The organism is Roseobacter fucihabitans (assembly GCF_014337925.2).
Taxonomy (GTDB): domain Bacteria; phylum Pseudomonadota; class Alphaproteobacteria; order Rhodobacterales; family Rhodobacteraceae; genus Roseobacter; species Roseobacter fucihabitans.
Genome location: NZ_CP143423.1, coordinates 452169 through 471454 on the forward strand (window position 1 = coordinate 452169; position 19286 = coordinate 471454).

Sequence of the window (19286 nt, forward strand, 5' to 3'; positions counted from 1 at the left end):
GAAGCGCCGTAAGGTGGGCTTTCAGGCCACCGCTTGTTGGAGAAGACGCGATGCGTGTGATTTTCATGGGAACGCCGGCGTTTTCGGTGCCAGTGCTCGAGGCCTTAGTGGATGCGGAGCATGAGGTTCTTTGCGTCTATTCCCAACCCCCCCGGCCTGCCGGGCGTGGCAAGAAGGAACGGCCCAGCCCTGTGCATGCAAAGGCGTTGGAACTCGGGCTGCCGGTCCGCACGCCCATGTCCTTGAAAGATGCGCAGGCGCAGGTTGAATTTCAGGAATTGCGCGCGGATATCGCAGTAGTCGTGGCCTATGGGTTGATCCTGCCGCAGGCCATTTTGGATGCGCCCCCGCGCGGCTGTCTCAACATCCACGCCAGCCTGCTGCCGCGCTGGCGCGGGGCGGCACCCATCCATCGTGCGATCATGGCGGGGGACACAAAAACCGGTGTGTGCATCATGCAGATGGAGGCGGGGCTCGACACGGGGCCGGTGCTGTCCCGGCTCGAAACTAGCATTGCGCCAGATGACACCACCGCCGCGTTGCACGATCGTTTGAGCCAGATGGGCGCGGGGTTGATCGTGCAAACCCTGACCGACCTCAATGCACATAGACCCCGGTCGCAGGACATGCAGGGTGTCACCTATGCACAGAAGATCGACAAATCCGAGGCGCGCGTTGATTGGAACCGACCGGCCAGCGAGGTTGATCGCCAGATCCGCGGGCTGTCGCCTTTCCCGGGGGCCTGGACGCTGCAGGGCGATACGCGGATCAAACTTCTCAACTCAAAGGTGGCTGAAGGGGGCGGCACTCCGGGCACCGTCTTGCGTGATCCGTTACGCGTGGTTTGCGGCGCAGGCGCGGTGGAACTTACGCGCCTACAGCGTGCAGGCAAGGGGGTGCAGGTGGCAGAGGAATTCCTGCACGGTTGGCCTCTGGACCCGGACACGCAGTTTGAATAGGGAAGCCTGATGTTTCTGACGCTTTTCGGTACAATCGTGATCGCGGGGATCGTGGGCTATGCCTGTGAACGCTCCGGCTTCACCCACAACGGTTACGTCCAGAGCATCATCATCTGCATTGGCGGTGCCTTCCTGTTTTACTTCATCCGTCTGATGTTTGGCATCGGTTTTTCAAGCCCTGGCATGAACGCCATCGCCGCGTCGATTGGGGCTCTGATCATCGTACCTTTCCACTGGCGCAAATAGCCTATTGTGCCGGGGTGCTGGCCAATATGACGGCGTCCTCATCCGGGCGCGGTGCGCGCACGCAGAGCCGCAACAAGGGCGGTACCGTCAGCAAGGTGAGGAAGGCAGACATCGATAAGCCGCCGACGACCACCGCGCCCAGACCGCGATAAAGTTCGGACCCTTCGCCGGGAAAAACAACCAATGGCAACATGCCGAAGACACTGGTCAGCGTGGACATGAAGATGGGGCGGATCCGGTTGCGCGTTGCCTCTTCGATGGCCTCAATCGGGGCCATGCCTTCCTCGCGCAGATGATAGAGTGTCTGATGCACGATCAGGATCGCATTATTCACCACAATCCCCACCAGGATGATGAAGCCGAGCAGCGTCAGCATGTCCAGCGGTTGCGCCTGAAAGGTGTTCAACAAGGCCAGGCCGCCCACACCGCCCGCCGCCGCCACAGGCACGGAGATCAAAATGACCAAAGGCAGAACGAAGCTTTCAAACAGGATCGCCATGACCAGAAATACAATGACCAGGGCCACGGCGAGGTTGATCTGAATGGCATCCCAGGTCTGGCTCAATTGATCAGCGGTGCCCGAGACAGAGACGCGCACGCCTTCCGGCAGGCCGCGTTCCTGCAGCACCTCAACCACCTGTGTTTCGAGCAATTCCACGGCGGTTTCCAAGGCTAACGTATCGGACGGGCGCACCTCCAGCGTCACTGTGCGCAATCGGTCACGATGTCGTATTTCGGTGGGTCCTGCGGTCACGATGACATCCGAAAGTGCGCTCACCGGCACAATCTGGCCCCCCGGCGTCAGCACGGGATAATTGCCGACATCCTGCGTGCGCTGCGCCGTATGCAGGCCGGGATCGCCCTTGAGCATCAGGTTCAGCCGTTCCGCGCCGACCGTAACCTCGGCAATGCGCAAGCCATCGTTAAATGCATCCACGGTCAGCGCAAGGTCAGAGGCGCTGAGCCCGGCATCCGCCAGCCGCACGCGGTCAGGGACCAGCCGGACCTCGGGCGCGCCCAGTTCGAGCCCCGGAATCGGACGGAACTGGTGGCCCTCCGAGCGGGGCAAGAGCCCGGCAATTGCGCCCGCAGCCTGGCCGGCGACACTGAGGATGTCTTCAAGGTTCTGACCGGAAATATTCAGCTCAATCGTGCGTCCACCGCTGATGCCACGTCCAAACAGCGAGGGCTGTGTCATAAACCCAAAGGTGCCCGGTTCGGCAAAGATCGGACCGGTCAGAACCGGCAAAAGATCGCCCGCCCGCGCGCCATCCACAGCTGTGGCCCCTACAAAACTCTGGCCACTTAGGGCGACAAAGAAGAAGTTATCAATTGTGGGCGTGCCGTCTTCCATTTGGAGTTCCGGAGCCGCCTCCCACAGCGGGCGGGCGGTGTTTTCAATCCGCTGAGCGATGGTTTGGGTGGTGGCAAGATTATAGCCCGGCGGGGGCAAAACGACGCCAAACACCAGATTGCGGTTGCCTTCGGGCAGGTATTCCAGGCGCGGCAGAAAGGCGATTGCCGCCACCGCTGCCCCACCGGCGATCAGCACCACCATCAGCATGCCGACCGCGCGAAACCGCACCGTCAGGCGCACATAGGCCATGACCAGCGCGTGAAAGCCGCGGGCCATATGATCCAGACCCCAGATTTTCATCGTTGTCTGTTCGCCCTGTTTGAGCAGGCGGCTGGCCAGCGCGGGGATCACCGTGACCGCGACAACCAGCGACAGCAGCACCGAGACTGAGATCGCCACAGCGATGTCGCGGAACAATTGCCCGGCCTCAAGCTGCATGATCAGGATCGGCACGAAAACCAACACGGTCGTGAGAGCCGACACAAGGATCGCGCCCCAGACCTGTTTTGCCCCCAAATAGGCGGCCTCGCGGCGCGATTTGCCCTGTTCGCGCAGCCGGTAGATGTTTTCCAGCACCACAATCGCAGCATCCACGATCATCCCCACGGCAAAGGCGATCCCCGCCAGCGAGATGACATTGAGCGTGCGCCCTGTCGCCGCCATGGCCACAAATGTCGCCACGATACTGACCGGAATGGCCAGCGACACCACCAATGTGGCACGCGGGCTGCGTAGGAACATCAGCAGGGTCAACGCCGCCAACGCCCCCCCGATCCAGATGTTTTGCGTCACCAGCTTGATCGCCCCGTTGATATAGACCGTTTCGTCATAGACCTGGCGCATCATCAGGCCTGCATCCGTCACCGGCCCGTCGTTAAGGTCGCTCAGGACGTCCTGAACCGCCTCCATGGTTTCGATCACATTCGCACCGGGTTCGCGCACAATGTTGAACGCCAACCCCGGTTGTCCGCGAAAGCGCAGGCGCGCGGTGGGGTCGCGATATGCAAAACCGACATTGGCCACATCGCCGACCCGGACCCGCCCGGAGCCGCCCGTGCTGAGTTCGCTGCGCAGCACCACTTCCTCAATGGCCGCCACCGTGTTGAGGTTGCCCTCAGCGCGCACCACATAGCGGCGCTTGCCCTCCTCGACGTCCCCGGCGGAGAGCGAGATGTTCTCATTGCGCAGCGTGCGCACCACATCCGGCACCGTCAGGCCAAAGCGGGCCAGTTGGCGCGGATCCACCACCACCTGCAATTCGCGCGTCACGCCGCCAAAGACATTGACCGCCGAGACGCCCTCGACACGTTCGATACGGTCCTTGATGGTGTCGTCGACGAAATCGCCATAGCTGGGCATGTCGCGCGTATTGCCTTCAAGCGCCGTCAGCAGCACCCAGGCGATGGGGCTGTCATCCCCGCCGGAGGTATTGAGCGAGGGTTCGCCCGCCTCATCGGGGTAATCCCCCACCCGGTCGAGCCGGTTGGAGACCAGCAAAAGCGATTGCCCCATATCGGTGCCGATACCGAATTCCAGCGTGACTTCGGCCTCGCCTGATTGGGAGCGCGAGGTCATGATGTCGAGCCCTTCAAGCCCGCGTAGGGCTTCCTCCTGAGGGTTGACGATCTCGCGCTCGATCTCGGAGGGGGCTGCACCGGGCCATTGGGTGGTGATGACCACGATCGGTTTGCGCACATCCGGGGCCAGCTGGATGGGGATGCGCGTCACGGCGATGATGCCAAAGAGCACGGCCATTATGACCGCAGCCAGCACAGCAACGGGACGGTCTATTGCAAAACGTATGATATCCATGCTGCCGCCCCTAATTGCCTGCGCCCATCGGCGCGATTTCCTGCCCTGGCCGCAGCCGCTCGTTGCCGCGCGTCACAACCGTGTCCCCGGCGCCCAAGCCCTCCAGCACCTCAAAGCGGTCCCCCAACGCTACGCCGATCTGCACGGGGCGGGGTTGAGCGGTTCCGTCCAGCGCTACGAACACGCTCCAGCCGCCGCGCGCCTGCACCAGCGCGTCCTTGGGCACGGCCAGAACCTCGCGCGGGGCGCTGATCGGGATCGCGACCGTGATGGATTGGCCGATGGCGATGGTGTTCAGTTCCATCAGGTCGGGCGATGAAAACCGCACCGGTCGCGTCCGGGTCGCGGCATCCTCGACGGGCAAGAGCACACGCACGGTCAGGTCCAATTCCTCGCCCACTTCGGTGACCCCCGTGACCTTCAGACCCGGTTGCAGCACGCGGATGTATTTTGACGGCACGCTGGCCTCGATCTCGAAGGACTGCGTATCCAGCAGGGAAACCACCGGCGCGCCGGAACTGATAAATTCGCCGGGATTAGTGTTTACTTCCAGAACGATGCCGGAAAACGGGGCCAGAATCTGCGCCCGTTCCAGTTGATACCGGGTCTCCGCCTCATTGGCTTCGGCGGTTTTCACTCGGGCTTCGGCCTCCGCCAGTTGGCCCTGTGCCTCAAAGACATCGCTTTGTGCCTCATCAAAACGGCTGGTTGAAAATGACGTCCCCCCGCGCAACCCTTCGATCCGTGCGAGGGCCTTGGTCGCACGGTCCACCCGCGATTTGGCCGTGGTGATGCCTGCGCGCGCCTCCGCCATGCGGGCTTCGGCCTGCCGGTCCAGAATATTGAGCAGTTCCGTGTCCAGTTCGGCAAGCACTTCGCCCTGCACGACCTGCACGCCTTCCAGCACATGCACGCGATCGACGGTTCCGGCTATCCGGCTGGCCACGGTGCCTTCGCGTGATGTCACCACCTCGGCAAAAAGCGGCACGGTTTCGGCGATAATCTGCGTTTCTACGGTTTCCACGCCGACGGAGGCTGGTCCGTTCTGCGCCATCACGGCGGGGGCCACAGGGATCAGTATGAACCAAAGGGCGAGGGCACATGCCGGACGCAGTACAGAAAAAACACTCATTGGACAGGCCTCTTGAAATCACGCTACTACTTATGTCGGTGACCTAGCACATAACCTCCCGATTCAAATAACACTTAAGTGCGTGACCGCACGTGCTTTTGTGCAAACGCATGAAGTCTCATCAGAATTGGTGTCCCTGATCGGGCAAGCTGTGCAGCGCGGGGGCGGGGTAGGCACGAAGTATGGGTCCCGGTTTGAGTGGGAAAGACGGGTGTGGGTCTGAGAGTTACCTCTTTTGCCGCCATCCCAACATGCGCGTTGGGTCGCCTCAATTCAGGCGTCGCACCAGTTCACCAGGAACGGAAATCGATTTTACGTTGGGAACAAGGGACCTGATGCAGCACCCGAAGTGTAGGATTGCAATCATCCGCGCGTTCCGGCTCAGGGGGCAAGGCCGGGGCCATAACAGCCGCTTATTTGTCGGTCACCACATCTTGGATTAACGCGGAATCGGGTGTTGCCAGTTTGAGGTGCGCAAGCGTTATCGCGAGCGATATCTGTCGTCCGGTGGTAATCGTTCATTGGGGGAAGGTATTATGAAATGGCAACGGCATCACTGGCGGGGGGCAGACGTGCCGCTGGTTTTGTAGCCGGATGCCGTAACGCCACGCATCCGCCTGTGGAATGCCGTGGAGTACCCATTCCGCGAGCCCGGCCGCCTCGCCTTCTCGATGCCTACTTGAGCGGGGGTGCTTTTTGAAGCCGATCTAACGTGCTGGCGGCGTGGGATCTGAGTGTCGACGAACCACACACCGATCAACTATAAGGAAAAGATCTCTCAATGCCTTCCACAAGGTCGGGCTCTTTTTCCAAAACCGCTTGAGCAATGCCGTCCGGCAGGAAACAGTAAATCCACGGCGCGCCATCACGGGTATGAATAAGCCATTGGTTATTTTCAGGACAAATAGTCAAAGCACAGGACGGATCATCGAATGGTTCCAGTAAATCTCCGCAAAGATACTCACGATCTTTAATGTGATGCTCCCTTTGGCCGTTATCGTCTCTTTCGATGTTCAATACCGCAGCTTCCACCAACAGATATTCGGCCAGCGAAGGAGGCAAGACCTTCTCGCCCTCCGTCAATGAGATCTCCGCCTTGAGCTTGGTCAAATCACGCGATCCGGTCATATGTTTGATCTCCCGAATGGACCGGCCTCGTCTGTCGCCAAAATACGCATCGTTGAGAAGAACAACAATTCTCATATTCACCGCATTTGGCATCACATCGCCAATGGTGGCCCGTCTGGTATCGGGGTGTTTCATCTGCATGTGGCAACCTTCGCCTGGCTTATCGTTCATGTTGCTCTCAGGACATGAAATCTCCATGCCTGCTGGGATACGCGTTGTATCATCCGGGATGCATCTAAGTCTGATGGTGCTTCCAGTGGAGATCCCCAGTACCGATTTCAAGCGTCGTTTCAGGTTTTGAAATGCCACGCGCAGTGTTGGGATTTCATGGCAATGAGCGATGCGTCCGGGAGTGCTTCCTTGCGCACCCAGGGTCGAAAACGGCTTGAAGCGCTATTCGCGCTGCCAGCCTTGCTGCGTCATGCCGATGAACCCAAGGCTGCCCGGATTGGCGACATTGCGGGCCACCAGATCGCGCAGTGATCCGCAGGCCGCAATCTGCTCCCAGCCATAGCGCGAAAATGTCGGGTGATCCGCCTCAGGGTCGGTCGGGGGTTTGAACACATGTTCTGACAGCAATGGGTTGGTCAGCGCCTGCGAAAACGCATCCAACGCCACGAAAGACAGGATCATGCTCGGCAGCGGCGCATTCTTCACCCGGTCTTCGCAGAAAATCCCGACAAAGAAATCAACCGTCTCGACATCGCCATATGCCTCCTGCAACAGCCCTGCGACCTCCGGATCCGAACTGATGTCGGACATTTTCTCGATGGGCAGGCGGCGCATGTATTCCAGGTAATCGCTAAAGGGGCGCAGTTCGCAGAAACGCCCCTGCGCCACCGAGGCCTCTTCGACATTCAGCAAGGCTTCGGTGGTGTTGCGCGGCCCCAATTCGCCCGCCTTCTGCGCGCTCATATCCTCAAACGCCTGCGCCAATCCGGTCTGGATCAGCGGCTGGTTGTTCATAAAATAAGATCGGTTGGTCTGATGCGTTGTGCCGCCCCAGGTGATCTCATCCGGGATCAGCGCGTGCCAGCGATAAAGCAGGCTGAACTCGGTGGTGATCCAGTTGGTACGATTCCATTTGGCGTGCCACGCGGCCTTCGGGTCGGCCTTGATGCGAAATTCACTGGGGGCGATGTGGTTGATGTAATCCTCCACCACCACCTTGATGAATTGCACGATGACGATATTGCGTGCAGTCTCGAAAACCTGTTCATCTTCCCAACCCGGATTGCGCTCCCCGATCTCGCCCGCCAGCCGGTTGTGTTCACGCAGCAAGAGCGTGTTGATCATCGCCGTTTGCGGCACCGAGTTGGCACGATCCCCGCCAAAGGCAAAGAGCCGCCCGCGTTTTTCATGCACCGATTTCGCAACCTCCGGGGTGCCGTTCGCAATCGCCTTATCGAGGTTTTCAAGGCCCAATGGTTTGTCCAGCAAAGCAAATTCCGGCTTGATCGCATCGCCGTCAAACAGGAAGGGCGCGAATTCCTCGCCGTTTTCGATCTGGCTTTTCAGCTTGCCGCGCTCGGCCGGGCCGGGGTTGTGCACGCGCAGCGCATGGGTTTGCGCCTCGGTGCGCCCATACAGCGGGCAAAGGTCGATGTTATGGTTGGAGGTGTTCATCTTGAGGCGATCGGGGGAGGTTTCATCTGTTGCTGTGCGGATGAACCCATCGGTCAGATACTGCGCAAATGAGGGAAAGAGGCAGGTCGATTTGGGACACATCCGCTGCGTGTCTTCGGTGCGCGCAAAGAGCGGGCGCAGTTTTTCGAATGCCGGCAGGGTGGTTTGATCAATCGGCGAAGCCTCCAGATGCCGCGCGCTCCATCGCGTATCCGTCAGGCTCGACCAGGACGTATAGGGCGTTTTGGTCGAGAACACATGGGGCCGGTTGCGCACCTGATTGACGATGCGGTTGATGACGATGCGGTTGATAAAAGCATCCAGCGGTGGAATTTTTGCGATGAGTCCCACGAGCCACGGGATATTGAGTAAGCCCATCGCCGCATCGCCGATTTTGCCCAGCAGTTTACGCCGCATCAGTTCCACCGAACGCGGTACGTTGAGATAGGGGAGATGTGACAGGAACGCGGCGGAGAAAATGATATGCAGCAGGGTGTTGCGCAGCCATGCGTCCTCGATCACGAAGATGAAAAGCGCGACCGCTGCGATGTTGACCGCGCTCAGCAGCCAGAAGCCGTGTCGCCCACCCCCGGCCATGACGAATATACCGATAATCCCGACGAAATGCAGCACACCGAGCAGTTTCAGAACGCCCTCTCCGGGGCCTGCGCCAAAGTAAATATACCCGCGATAGGCCATGATCAGGCCGATGATCAGACAGGTTGCGATAAAGACGGTTTGGCGCGAAAGCGCGCTGTTCTGTGCCATCGTGAATCCTCCGGCTATGTGTAAAGGGCTCTCTTAAATACCAACCACTTCACACCAAAACTTGGGAATTTTCCAGTATAGAGTGCGTTTTGGACGAAAATACCTGAGCGTAGCCGTTGTTAAAGAGCGGCCGGGGCCCTGTTGGGTGACGCGCCGTTCAGCGCGGATCGTCCAGTTCCATCGCAAAGCGGCGCGGTGACAGGGCGGCCTGAAACCACGTCACCAGCGTGTACATCGAATAGACCGGCAAGCCCGTCGCCACGCGGATGTCGCGCGCATAGGGTACCATATTCGTGCACTCCAGCACGATGGCGCCGATCCCATCGTTGTCGCGCACAAGCGCCCGCGCGGCGTCCACCATATCCAACCGGCAGGCGTCAAAATCGATCTGCTGATGGTCCTCCAGAAACGCTTCGTGAAAGCAGCGCCCGCCTTCGGTTCCCATCACGGGCGTATCGAGCGGTGCGCCCGCCGCGCGCAGATGATCCGGCGTCAGGTTATTTTTGGAGATGGTCAGCACCCCGACGCGTTTTCCCGGCGGCAGGGTCTGCGCGATCATCCCCACCTGCATCAGGGCGGAGGCGGCCACAGGCATGCCAAGCGCCTGTTTCAGATCGTCCTGAAGCACCGAGAGGAATCCGCAATTGGTCACGATCCCGTCGCACCCCATCGCCACCAGCGCCCGTGCCTCGGTGATAAAAGCGTCGCGCATCTGGCGCGCGTCCTGGCGCACGATCCGGTCCGGGCTCGCACCCGGCACAATGCGGTAATGCACGGGAAACGGCCATGTCGTCGCATTTCCGATATCGCCGGGAATGCGCGGAAAGCGTGTTTCCAGCATCAGGATGCCGACCGTTGCGCCGTAAACTGTCTTGCCACCGGACTGTAGAGCCATGTGAAACCCTTTTTGAAACCCACGCCTCCAAGCACCGCAATTCCGGGCAGAAGTCCAGTTCCGATGCGCCGATGACACCGCCGACCCCCGCGCGATGGTGTTCACCGCGCAATGCCGCCGACACAAACCGATTGACGCACCCGAAGGGACGCGCATTGTAGCGCCGGGCTTTGTTTGGTCCGCTAGCATTCAGGAAATACCGTGACGCAAAAAATCATCATCATCGGGGCTGGCATCGTCGGCGTTTCCACCGGTATCTGGCTGCGGCGGTTCGGCGCTGATGTCACGATATTGGACCGCGCTGCGCCGGGTCAGGGGACCTCCTATGGCAACGCGGGCGTGTTGGCGGCCTGTTCGATGGTGCCTGTTACCACGCCAGGATTGTTGCGCAAGGCACCGGGGATGTTGATGAACCGGGATTTTCCGCTGTTTTTGCGCGCGTCCTATTCGCCGAAACTAGCGCCCTGGCTGATGAAATACCTTAGCCACGCCAATGACGCAGACACCCGCAGGATTGCCGAGGGCCTGACTCCGATTGTCGCCGACACGGTGGAGCAGCACAAAGCCCTGACAGACGGGACCGACGCCGCCCATTGGATCAGCGATAGCGATTATCATTTCGCCTATGTCAGTCGCGCGGCCTTTGATGCCGACAGCTATGTCTGGTCCTTGCGGCACCAGACGGGGTTTGTGCCCACCTTGCATGAGGGCGCGGCGGTGCAGGGACAGGAACCCAACCTGTCCGGTGCCATCGGCTGTCTGGCGAGCGTCAAGGATCACGGCTTCATCCGCGATCCTGGTGGCTATGTCGCGAGCCTTGCCGAGGTGTTCACGCAGATGGGCGGGGACATCCGGCAAACGGAGGTTGTTGATTTCGACCTCTCTGGCGGGCGTATCACCTCGGTGATCACAAAGGACGGCGCCATGCTTTGTGACGCGGCGGTTCTGGCGACGGGCGTGTGGTCCAAGCCGTTGATGAAAAAACTGGGTATCTCGGTGCCGCTTGAAAGCGAGCGGGGTTATCACATCGTGTTTGAGGGGGCGGAGAACGGACCGCTGGCCCCGACCATGGTGGCGAGCGGGAAATTCGTGGCCACGCCGATGGCGGCGGGTTTGCGCTGTGCCGGTATCGTCGAGTTTGGCGGCTTGGAGGCGGGGCCCTCGAAAGCCCCGTTTGAATTGCTGCGCCGGAAGGTGGCGGAGGCCTATCCCTCGCTGACCCATACCCGGCAGGACGAATGGATGGGCCACCGCCCGGCCCCTTCCGACAGTCTACCGCTGATCGGTGAAATTGCGCAAAGCGGCGTGATGACCGCCTTTGGGCATCATCACATCGGTCTGACGGGCGGGCCGAAGACCGGGCGGCTGGTGGCGGAACTGCTGAGCGGGCGTCGCCCGAACATCGATATGCAGGTCTATACGCCCAACCGTTTCGCGCAGTCTTAGCCCCGCACCGGGTCGAATACCCTCGCGCGAAATGCCATGCGCGGGTAAATAAAACCGCCCTGAATTCCCGTAACAGTTGATTTTATCTGCGGTTTCGCGGACGCTATCGTAACGGCTGATCAATGCGGCGGGGACGCCAACCCGCGCCACGTGACCCTCTAATCGGCATCTAAGTCTGCCGAAATCGCGACGCATCGCAAGGTGAGGCTGTAACAGCGAATGGGAGGAATAAACATGAAACTATGGCACTGGACCTTATGCGTCCTGCTCGGGGCGGGGACGATATCCGCGCAATCCCTTACCCCCGAGCAGATCCGCGACGTCACCGGCACCATCAACACCGATGCGATCATCCAGAATGCGGAAACGACGCAAAACTGGCTGAACTACGGGTTGGATTACGCCGAAACGCGCCATTCCAAACTGACCGGGATCACCGCTGAAAACGTTGGCGATATGGGGCTTGCGTGGTCCCACAACCTGCAATCGCGCCGGGGGGTGGAGGCGACACCGATCGTGGTGGATGGCGTGATGTATGTCACCGGCTCCTGGTCGATTGTACACGCTTTGGATGCGGTTACGGGCGAGGAATTATGGGTTTATGACCCCGAAGTACCGGGCGAATACGCGTATAAAGGGTGCTGTGATGTGGTGAACCGGGGCGTGGCGCTCTATGAGGGCGTGGTTTTTGTCGGGGCCTATGACGGGTTCTTGCACGCGATTGACGCGGCCACGGGCGAACGCGTCTGGAAGGTCGACACCATCGAGAACCGCGAGATGTCTTATACAATCACCGGTGCGCCGCGTGTCATTGATGGGCGCGTGATCATCGGCAATGGTGGCGCGGAGTTCGGCGTGCGCGGCTACGTCAGTGCCTATGACGCCACATCCGGCGAGATGGATTGGCGGTGGTACGTGGTGCCCGGTGATCCGGCGGAGGGCTATGAAGACCCCTCAATGGAGGCCGCTGCGGCCACATGGGACCCTTCTGCGGAATATTGGAAAGCAGGCGGGGGCGGCACGATCTGGGACGCCATGGCCTATGATCCGGACCTTGGCCTGCTTTATGTGGGCACCGGCAACGGCTCTCCGTGGAACCGGCATCTGCGCTCTCCGGGGGGCGGGAATAACCTCTATCTCGCCTCTATCGTGGCCCTTGATCCGGCCACCGGCGAGTACAAATGGCACTACCAGAACACGCCCGGCGACACCTGGGATTATACCTCGACGCAACATATCATCCTGGCTGATCTCGAAATTGATGGTGCCGCGCGCAAGGTGTTGATGCAGGCCCCGAAGAACGGATTCTTCTATGTGATTGACCGCACGAATGGCGAATTCATCTCCGCCGAACCCTTTGTCGAGGTCACATGGGCCACGGGATATGATGAAAACGGGCGCCCGATTGAGGCTGAGGGCGCGCGTTCCAAGACCGACCCGTGGGAGACGATTCCTAGCGCCTACGGCGCGCATAACTGGCACCCGATGAGCTTTAATCCTCAGACCGGATTGGTCTATATCCCTGCCCAGGGCGTGCCGCTGGTGCAATCGACGGACCCTGCGTGGGAACTCAATTCCCACAAACCCATGTCCACCATGTCCGGTGTGGGTTGGAACCTCGGCTACCTCTTTAACGTGGTCGCCCCCGAAGCCACCGCCTTTGGCCATCTGCTCGCCTGGGACCCCGTCGCGCAAAAGGAAGTCTGGCGCGCGGAATATGTCTCACCGTGGAATGGCGGTACGCTCACCACGGCTGGTAATCTGGTGTTTCAGGGGACCGCGGACGGGCGTTTCATCGCTTATGATGCGGCCACCGGCGAGGTGCTCTGGCAGACGCCTGTGGGCTCCGGCGTGGTCGCGGCCCCGGCGACATGGGAAAAGGACGGCACGCAATATGTGACCATCGCCGTGGGCTGGGGCGGCGTTTACGGCATGATGCAACGTGCGACGGATCGGGTTGGGCCGGGGCGCGTCTATACCTTCAAGGTTGGTGGGGATGCGGCGATGCCCGAAGCGGTCAATTCCGAGCGTCTGAGCCTTGTGGAGGGTGTGCCTTATGATCCCAATCACGTCGGTGACGGGCTGGCGATCTATGTGTCCAACTGTCTGTTCTGCCACGGCGTGCCGGGGGTGAACAATGGCGGCGGGGTTCCGAACCTGGGCTATTCTGATGCTGCGATGCTGATGAATGCCAAGGACGTGGTTCTGGGCGGTTCTCTGGTGGAGGGCGGCATGCCGTCGTTCGCGGATAAGCTGACCGAGGCGGATGTCGAAAAGCTGATCGCCTTTGTTCAGGGCACGGCGGATGCGGTGCGTCCCAAGTAGGATGTTACGCGGGCGGGGCATCTGCGCCCCGTCCGACAGATAAAAACATACGATATCGTATGTTTTTTAAATCTCCACATCGCCCAGCAACGCGGCCCAGGAGGCCCCGTGCATGTCGCGATCCGTGACGGACCCCTGCACGGCGGGGCGGGGCAGCGAGAATTTCACCACATGCAATTGTTCGATGTCAAAGCGCTTGATGGCTTGTCCATCGGTGTCGAACACCTGCGCCACCCGCGTTGTGCTGAGGCCGTCGCGCACCCGCGCGTAGGCCTCGGGAGAGCCGCAGAAGATGTCGATGGTCAACCAAAAAGGTCCGGCATTTTTGCTGCGGAGTTTGGTGACGAGGCTGCGCAGTTCAGGCAATGTCGATCACCTCCAGTTCAAAGGCTGCCATCGGATCGCTCAGGTGCAACACATGGCTCAGCGCGAATTCATAGACCTGTCCCTGATGCATTTCGGGCGGCGAAAACAGAAAAGCAAAGGTCGGCTGCTCCTCCTCCTGCGTCAGCGGGTGGTGCAACAGATAGGGGTTCAAGAGCTTTCCGATCTCGCTCGCCTGCGCCTCATCCGGTGCGGTGATGATACCGATCACACCGATTTCCAATGGGGTTGCGGCGCGCGTCTCCAGCGTCCCAAAACTCGCCGATTGCCCGATCAGACGCAGTTCCAGCGTGAAATCTTCTGCCGCCAGCCCCATCCGTTCGATCACCTTGGCGCTACATTTATCCACGATATCATCGGCCCAGATCTGCGCATTGGCGACGTAATGCGGATCGCGCAGCAAGGCCATCACCACGGTGCGACACCCGACCGGGCGCGCGCCTTCCAGCTTCACCGTATAGCGGTCTGAGGCTACCCATTTCGACCCCTCAACCCGTACCGATGTGCCATCCACAGCGGCATATTCAGCCCCTGTCACATCCAGATACCCGCCGGGTTCATAAAGGATGAAGGGGTCGGAGTTCTCATAAAGCATATGGGCCGAAACCGTATGCGGGCTGGCGTGCGCGCCTGCCGCCAGTGGTGTGACGGTGAAGCCCGTCGCGTCAAAATCAATCGAAATCACGCCCGATTGCGGGTTGGTCGCACAAAGCGCACCACATTCGCCAATCTTGGCCCCGTGCCAGGCCCCGCCCGCGTGACAACCGCGCATCAGGGGCAGGGCGGCGATGATCGCCGTATCCGTGGTGCGCCCGGCGATGATGATATCCGCGCCGGTCTCAAGCGCTGCCGTGATCTGCTCCGCTCCGGCCAGCGCCACGATATTGGAACAGCTGCGGATGATTTGCGACGTCACGTCGGGCGCATTGGCCAGCGGCGTGATGTCACCGCCCTCAAAGGCCTGCGCGATCTGATCGGGGTCCTGAGAACTGCGCAGAACGGCGATTTTTAGCGGACGGCCCTGTTCAGCGGCAATCTCGCGGGTGATGTCGAGCATCCAGTCGACCGCGCTATCCGTGCCGCAGGTGCCAGCGGTGCCAATGACCAGCGGCACGCCCGCCTCGGCGCGCGCCGCCATCAGCCCGGCCCATTCCAGTTTGGTCGAGGCGCGCGCGTATTTCGACACGCCGCGCCCCAGGTAGGACGGCCCGCTATCGGTGGAGCCGCCGTCAATGGCGATGATGTCAGGTTTGGCCGCGATCCCGCGCTGCAAAGCCTGCGTGTCATAGTTCAGCCCCAGCGCCCCGGAGGGAATGAGAACACGTGTCATCAGTCGGTTACCGCCTGTGGTTTCGCAAGGAACTTGCGCAGGAACATGGGTGCCACAAAACCGACGACGGCCGCGATCCACAAGCCGATGGAGATGGGAGTGCCGAAAAGATAGGTGAAATCCCCATCCGACAGGACCATGGCGCGGCGCAACGCGTCCTCCATTTTGCCGCCCAGCAGGATCCCGAGGATCACCGGTACGGTGGGGATATCGAGCTTGCGCAGGATGTATCCGAGCACGCCGAAACCCACCATCAACAGCAGATCGAAATAGCTGCCCGACAGGGAATAGATACCGACAAAGGAGATCATCGTCACCCCCGGCAAAAGCACCCAGGCCGGGACCATGAGGACCTTCACGAAGATCTTGACCATCGGTACGTTCATCAAGAGCAGTACGACATTGGCGATGAGCAGCGAGGCGATCAGCCCCCAGACGACCTCTGGACGGTCGGTAAACAGCGTCGGTCCCGGTGTGATATTGAGCGTCATCAAGAGCGCCAGCAAAACGGCGGTGGTCCCCGATCCGGGCACACCCAGCGTCAGCATCGGCACCAGTGCCCCGCCCGCCGCGGCGTTATTGCCCGCTTCGGGGGCCGCAACGCCTTTGGGCACGCCTGTTCCAAAGCCGCCCTTGGGTCCGGCGATGGATTTCTCTGACATATAGGCGAGGAACGAACCGAGTGAGGCGCCCGCACCGGGCAGGATCCCCGCGATGAAGCCGACAAAGGAGGCGCGCAACATGGTCCATTTGGTGTCTCTGATGTCCTTCCAGGGGATGCGCACCTTGTCGAGCACCACCCCGATGGAGGAGCCCTTGCCGTGGCTTTCGATGAAGAAGAATACCTCGGCGATGGCAAACAAGCCCACAATGGCGACGAGGAAATCGATACCGTCATAGAGGTGAAGATTGCCCCCCGTCAGACGCGGCAGACCAGAGGAGGAATCCACACCGATCATCGCGATCCCAAGACCGATGCAGGAGGCCAGCGCCGCTTTGGCCTGATTGTTCGAGGCCATGCCGCCCAGCGTGCAAAACGCCAACAGATAAAGCGCGAAATACTCGGCTGGACCGAACAGATAGGCCACACGTGCCAGCATCGGTGCCAGCAGCATCAAACCGATCGTTGCCAGAAACGCGCCGACGAAAGACGCCACACCGGAGAGCACAAGCGCATCGCCCGCGCGGCCCTGTTTGGCCATAGGATAGCCATCCAGCGTGGTCATCAAGGCGGGTTCATCACCCGGAATGTTGAGTAGAATAGACGAAATCCGCCCGCCATACATCGCGCCGTAATAGACCGAGGTCATCAAGACCAGCGCGGAGGTCGCATCCAGCCCGAGCGTGAAGGTGATGGGGATCAGGATCGCCACGCCGTTGGAGGGGCCAAGCCCCGGCAGCGCGCCGATGATCGTACCCAGAAAACAGCCCGCCACCGCCAGCATCAGCGTGAAGGGCGACAGGGCGATGCTGAACCCCAGCGCCAGATTTGCCATCATGTCCATGTCAGAACCACCCCTTCGGGAAGGCCACAAGACCCAGACCCAGTGCAAATTTGAAAAGTATGAAAAGACCGACGGACAACCCCAGACCGGAGGCCACAGCCGCACCCGCGCGCGGTGAAATCTGATAGCTCAGGATGCCCGCGGCCAGCGCCGTCGGGATCACGAAACCCAATGGTTTCAAAGCATAAGCGTAACAAACCAGCACGATCACGGCGATGGCCAACCCGCCCCAGGTGCGCGCCACGGGCCAATCGGGATCAGGGTCCGGCTTGAAAATCATCACCAGCGCGCAGACTGCCGCGACCGCTCCAATCAGCATCGGAAACGCCTTGGGGCCGACGGGGTCGCTCAGAAAACTAGTCTGGATTTGCGTGGCGCTCGCGATATATGCGAGCGCCACAAAGAGCGTGACCAGACCGAAAATCCGGTCACTTGCCATTACTGGATAACCCCCAGCTCTTTGGACATGGTGTTGATCTCCGCCACCAGCGTATCAACATAGGCCTGGAAATCGCCACCGACCTTTGTGAAAGGGGCCAACCCATTGGCAACCATGGCTTCTTGCCACGCGTCGCTGTCCGCGACCTGCTGCAATTTGCCCGCCCATTCATCGAACTTGGCGTCCGAAATATCCTTTGGCACATAGAGACCGCGCCAGTTGACCGCGACCACATCAAGGCCCTGCTCCTTGGCCGTCGGGATGTCTTCAAACCCGGGTACGCGCTCCTCAGTCAGCACCGCAATCACGCGGATTTCGCCCGCTTTAAGGAAACCGACAACTTCGGACATGTCGCCCGTCATCGCTTGCGTAAAACCGCCAACCGTCTGGGTGATCGCATCCGCGCCGCCATCAACGCCGATGTATTTCACTTTTTTGATGTCGGTGAAGCCCGCGCGTTGCAGGATCATCAAAGGCTTGATGTGGTCAAACCCACCGACGGCGGAACCGCCCGCAAAAGCCACCGAACCAGGGTCGGCCTTGATCGCATCAACCAGTTCATTCAGCGATTGGTATGGGCTGTCGGCGGCCACGGCAATCACACCGGGATCGGCCCCGATGGCACCGACAAACCGCACCTGATCCGCCGTCATGCCCGCATAGGCGTTTTGCGCCAACCGGGTCGATGTCGCCGTGGAAGCGGCCACAAACAGATCCTCATCCGATCCGCGCTCCGCCACAACGTGGTTATAGGCCAGACCGCCGCCCGCGCCGGCCATGTTGGTGACCTGAACCGGTTTATCCACGACGCCGATGTCATACATGATCTTGCCGATCTGGCGGCAGGTGAAATCCCAGCCCCCGCCGGGGTTGGCCGGTGCGATACATTCGGCCGCAAACGCGCCCCCTGTGACACCCACAGACAGCACGGCACCCGAAATGAGCGCCTTGAAAAAGCGTTTTGTCATTGGTTCCTCCCATTTGACATGACGGGTCTCCACCCGTTTCTAGCAATGAGCGGACTGTATGAAGCTATTCGCAGGCTGTCACGTATCAAAAACATCCGCTGAAGAATAGATTTTCGCTTATGTCCTGGCCGTCGCCATTATGCGGCAGGGCCTTGTAGGCGACCGTAACCCCTGATCCGCTTGCTCAGCCGGGCGGACGCGATTTCATCTGACGACGCTGCCATTCGGCCACCACATCGCCCATCGTCTTGTCGCGCCCGTCCTTGACCCAGGCCATGAAGGGGCGGTCAAATTTGAAACCCGCGCCGCATTGCTCGGTCATGAATCGGCGCACATTCTGGGTGTTCTTGTAGGTCGCGGTGACGGGTGTTTGCGCGTCGATCCTATCTGAATGCCAATCAAACGCATGGCGGCCCCCCTGAATGATGAATTTCTGGATGCTACAGGTACCCCCATCAATTTGCCAAACGCAAGGCGCGCCGATTTGCGGAAACTTACTAAAACGGGCATTGCCAAGCGGGTTTGTTGCAAAACTGTCTTGCGACGGTGACGCTTTGTCGCGGTTCAAGTCGCTCAGATGAAAATTATTACGTTGAGATCACGAAAATTGTCTGGAACGATATCCCCGTCATAAGCGAAGCACTCTAGAGTAAGTTCATTGTTTTCGACGAATGCGACGAAACCGGTCAACAGCTCATCGACCTTGCCATTGACGGGCGGACTATTCAGAAGCAATCGTTCGATTGGAAAGCTGCTGGAACTCAAGGTTATAAAGTAGCCGCGTTCAGTGAAATCAAGCCTAATCAAATTATCGCTTGAGTGCATTTTATCAGCCTGCCACGCGGGAAAGACGTTAGCAGTAAGCAAATTTATAGCTTTCACTTCAAAGCTCTTCAGGACAATCAAAAGCGCAATTCCATTTACCAGTTTTGAGTTGACTATGTGCCAGTAGAGATTTCAAGAAGT

At 60.0% G+C, this 19286-nt stretch carries 16 protein-coding genes; 4 read left to right on the plus strand and 12 right to left on the minus strand.

Annotated features, from left to right (window positions below):
• Window positions 1-50: 50 nt before the first annotated feature.
• Together fmt and ROLI_RS02210 are read left to right on the plus strand one after the other, a co-directional pair.
• The gene (gene fmt / locus ROLI_RS02205) at window positions 51-959 is read left to right on the plus strand and encodes a methionyl-tRNA formyltransferase (protein ID WP_187429052.1); all 909 of its coding nucleotides are present in this window, start codon (window positions 51-53) and stop codon (window positions 957-959) included.
• Between the two features lie 9 nt (window positions 960-968).
• Window positions 969-1205 (plus strand): hypothetical protein, encoded by a 237-nt coding sequence (locus ROLI_RS02210; protein ID WP_187429053.1) that lies wholly within the window; start codon window positions 969-971, stop codon window positions 1203-1205.
• 1 nt (window position 1206) lies between these two features.
• Here ROLI_RS02210 and ROLI_RS02215 read toward each other — a convergent pair whose 3' ends face one another.
• The 5 genes from ROLI_RS02215 to ROLI_RS02235 form a co-directional block, all read right to left on the minus strand.
• A complete protein-coding gene (locus tag ROLI_RS02215) occupies window positions 1207-4374 on the minus strand; it encodes an efflux RND transporter permease subunit (protein WP_187429054.1) in 3168 nt (1055 codons plus the stop codon).
• A gap of 10 nt (window positions 4375-4384) precedes the next feature.
• Window positions 4385-5506, minus strand: coding sequence for an efflux RND transporter periplasmic adaptor subunit (locus ROLI_RS02220; protein WP_187429055.1), 1122 nt, complete (start codon window positions 5504-5506; stop codon window positions 4385-4387).
• 756 nt (window positions 5507-6262) lie between these two features.
• Window positions 6263-6805, minus strand: a complete 543-nt coding sequence (locus ROLI_RS02225; protein WP_222869414.1) for a hypothetical protein — start codon at window positions 6803-6805, stop codon at window positions 6263-6265.
• Between the two features lie 222 nt (window positions 6806-7027).
• On the minus strand, window positions 7028-9028 hold the full coding sequence (locus ROLI_RS02230) for a peroxidase family protein (protein ID WP_262386420.1): 2001 nt from the start codon (window positions 9026-9028) through the stop codon (window positions 7028-7030).
• A 157-nt stretch (window positions 9029-9185) separates the two neighbouring features.
• Window positions 9186-9923: an aspartate/glutamate racemase family protein gene (locus ROLI_RS02235; protein WP_187429057.1), complete on the minus strand. Its 738-nt coding sequence runs from the start codon at window positions 9921-9923 to the stop codon at window positions 9186-9188.
• Between the two features lie 201 nt (window positions 9924-10124).
• Between ROLI_RS02235 and ROLI_RS02240 the strand changes: the two genes are divergently transcribed.
• Both ROLI_RS02240 and ROLI_RS02245 read left to right on the plus strand, forming a co-directional pair.
• A complete protein-coding gene (locus ROLI_RS02240; protein ID WP_187429058.1) occupies window positions 10125-11369 on the plus strand; it encodes an FAD-dependent oxidoreductase in 1245 nt (414 codons plus the stop codon).
• Window positions 11370-11603: 234 nt separating this feature from the next.
• On the plus strand, window positions 11604-13694 hold the full coding sequence (locus ROLI_RS02245; RefSeq protein ID WP_187429059.1) for a PQQ-dependent dehydrogenase, methanol/ethanol family: 2091 nt from the start codon (window positions 11604-11606) through the stop codon (window positions 13692-13694).
• Between the two features lie 66 nt (window positions 13695-13760).
• Here ROLI_RS02245 and ROLI_RS02250 read toward each other — a convergent pair whose 3' ends face one another.
• From ROLI_RS02250 to ROLI_RS02280, 7 genes are all read right to left on the minus strand, one after another.
• Window positions 13761-14060, minus strand: a complete 300-nt coding sequence (locus tag ROLI_RS02250; RefSeq protein ID WP_187429060.1) for a DUF4387 family protein — start codon at window positions 14058-14060, stop codon at window positions 13761-13763.
• Entirely contained in the window at window positions 14053-15408 is a 1356-nt protein-coding gene (locus tag ROLI_RS02255; protein ID WP_262386421.1) for a DUF1446 domain-containing protein, read from the minus strand. Before ROLI_RS02255 ends, ROLI_RS02250 begins: the two co-directional genes overlap by 8 nt.
• Entirely contained in the window at window positions 15408-16913 is a 1506-nt protein-coding gene (locus tag ROLI_RS02260; protein ID WP_187429061.1) for a tripartite tricarboxylate transporter permease, read from the minus strand. Before ROLI_RS02260 ends, ROLI_RS02255 begins: the two co-directional genes overlap by 1 nt.
• Window position 16914: 1 nt before the next feature.
• Complete coding sequence (locus tag ROLI_RS02265) at window positions 16915-17352, minus strand: tripartite tricarboxylate transporter TctB family protein (RefSeq protein ID WP_187429062.1); 438 nt, start codon at window positions 17350-17352, stop codon at window positions 16915-16917.
• Window positions 17352-18320, minus strand: a complete 969-nt coding sequence (locus ROLI_RS02270; protein WP_187429063.1) for a tripartite tricarboxylate transporter substrate binding protein — start codon at window positions 18318-18320, stop codon at window positions 17352-17354. Before ROLI_RS02270 ends, ROLI_RS02265 begins: the two co-directional genes overlap by 1 nt.
• Before the next feature lie 184 nt (window positions 18321-18504).
• Window positions 18505-18888: a DUF6434 domain-containing protein gene (locus ROLI_RS02275; RefSeq protein ID WP_222869415.1), complete on the minus strand. Its 384-nt coding sequence runs from the start codon at window positions 18886-18888 to the stop codon at window positions 18505-18507.
• Between the two features lie 5 nt (window positions 18889-18893).
• The gene (locus ROLI_RS02280; protein WP_187429064.1) at window positions 18894-19226 is read right to left on the minus strand and encodes a hypothetical protein; all 333 of its coding nucleotides are present in this window, start codon (window positions 19224-19226) and stop codon (window positions 18894-18896) included.
• Window positions 19227-19286 lie beyond the last annotated feature (60 nt).

Coding starts and splice junctions, on each gene's coding strand:
- ROLI_RS02270 (WP_187429063.1), bottom strand. CDS start 18,320: ATGACAAAACGCTTTTTCAAGGCGCTCATTTCGGGTGCCGTGCTGTCT.
- ROLI_RS02215 (WP_187429054.1), bottom strand. CDS start 4,374: ATGGATATCATACGTTTTGCAATAGACCGTCCCGTTGCTGTGCTGGCT.
- ROLI_RS02265 (WP_187429062.1), bottom strand. CDS start 17,352: ATGGCAAGTGACCGGATTTTCGGTCTGGTCACGCTCTTTGTGGCGCTC.
- ROLI_RS02230 (WP_262386420.1), bottom strand. CDS start 9,028: ATGGCACAGAACAGCGCGCTTTCGCGCCAAACCGTCTTTATCGCAACC.
- ROLI_RS02220 (WP_187429055.1), bottom strand. CDS start 5,506: ATGAGTGTTTTTTCTGTACTGCGTCCGGCATGTGCCCTCGCCCTTTGG.
- ROLI_RS02255 (WP_262386421.1), bottom strand. CDS start 15,408: ATGACACGTGTTCTCATTCCCTCCGGGGCGCTGGGGCTGAACTATGAC.
- ROLI_RS02235 (WP_187429057.1), bottom strand. CDS start 9,923: ATGGCTCTACAGTCCGGTGGCAAGACAGTTTACGGCGCAACGGTCGGC.
- fmt (WP_187429052.1), top strand. CDS start 51: ATGCGTGTGATTTTCATGGGAACGCCGGCGTTTTCGGTGCCAGTGCTC.
- ROLI_RS02210 (WP_187429053.1), top strand. CDS start 969: ATGTTTCTGACGCTTTTCGGTACAATCGTGATCGCGGGGATCGTGGGC.
- ROLI_RS02245 (WP_187429059.1), top strand. CDS start 11,604: ATGAAACTATGGCACTGGACCTTATGCGTCCTGCTCGGGGCGGGGACG.
- ROLI_RS02260 (WP_187429061.1), bottom strand. CDS start 16,913: ATGGACATGATGGCAAATCTGGCGCTGGGGTTCAGCATCGCCCTGTCG.
- ROLI_RS02225 (WP_222869414.1), bottom strand. CDS start 6,805: ATGAACGATAAGCCAGGCGAAGGTTGCCACATGCAGATGAAACACCCC.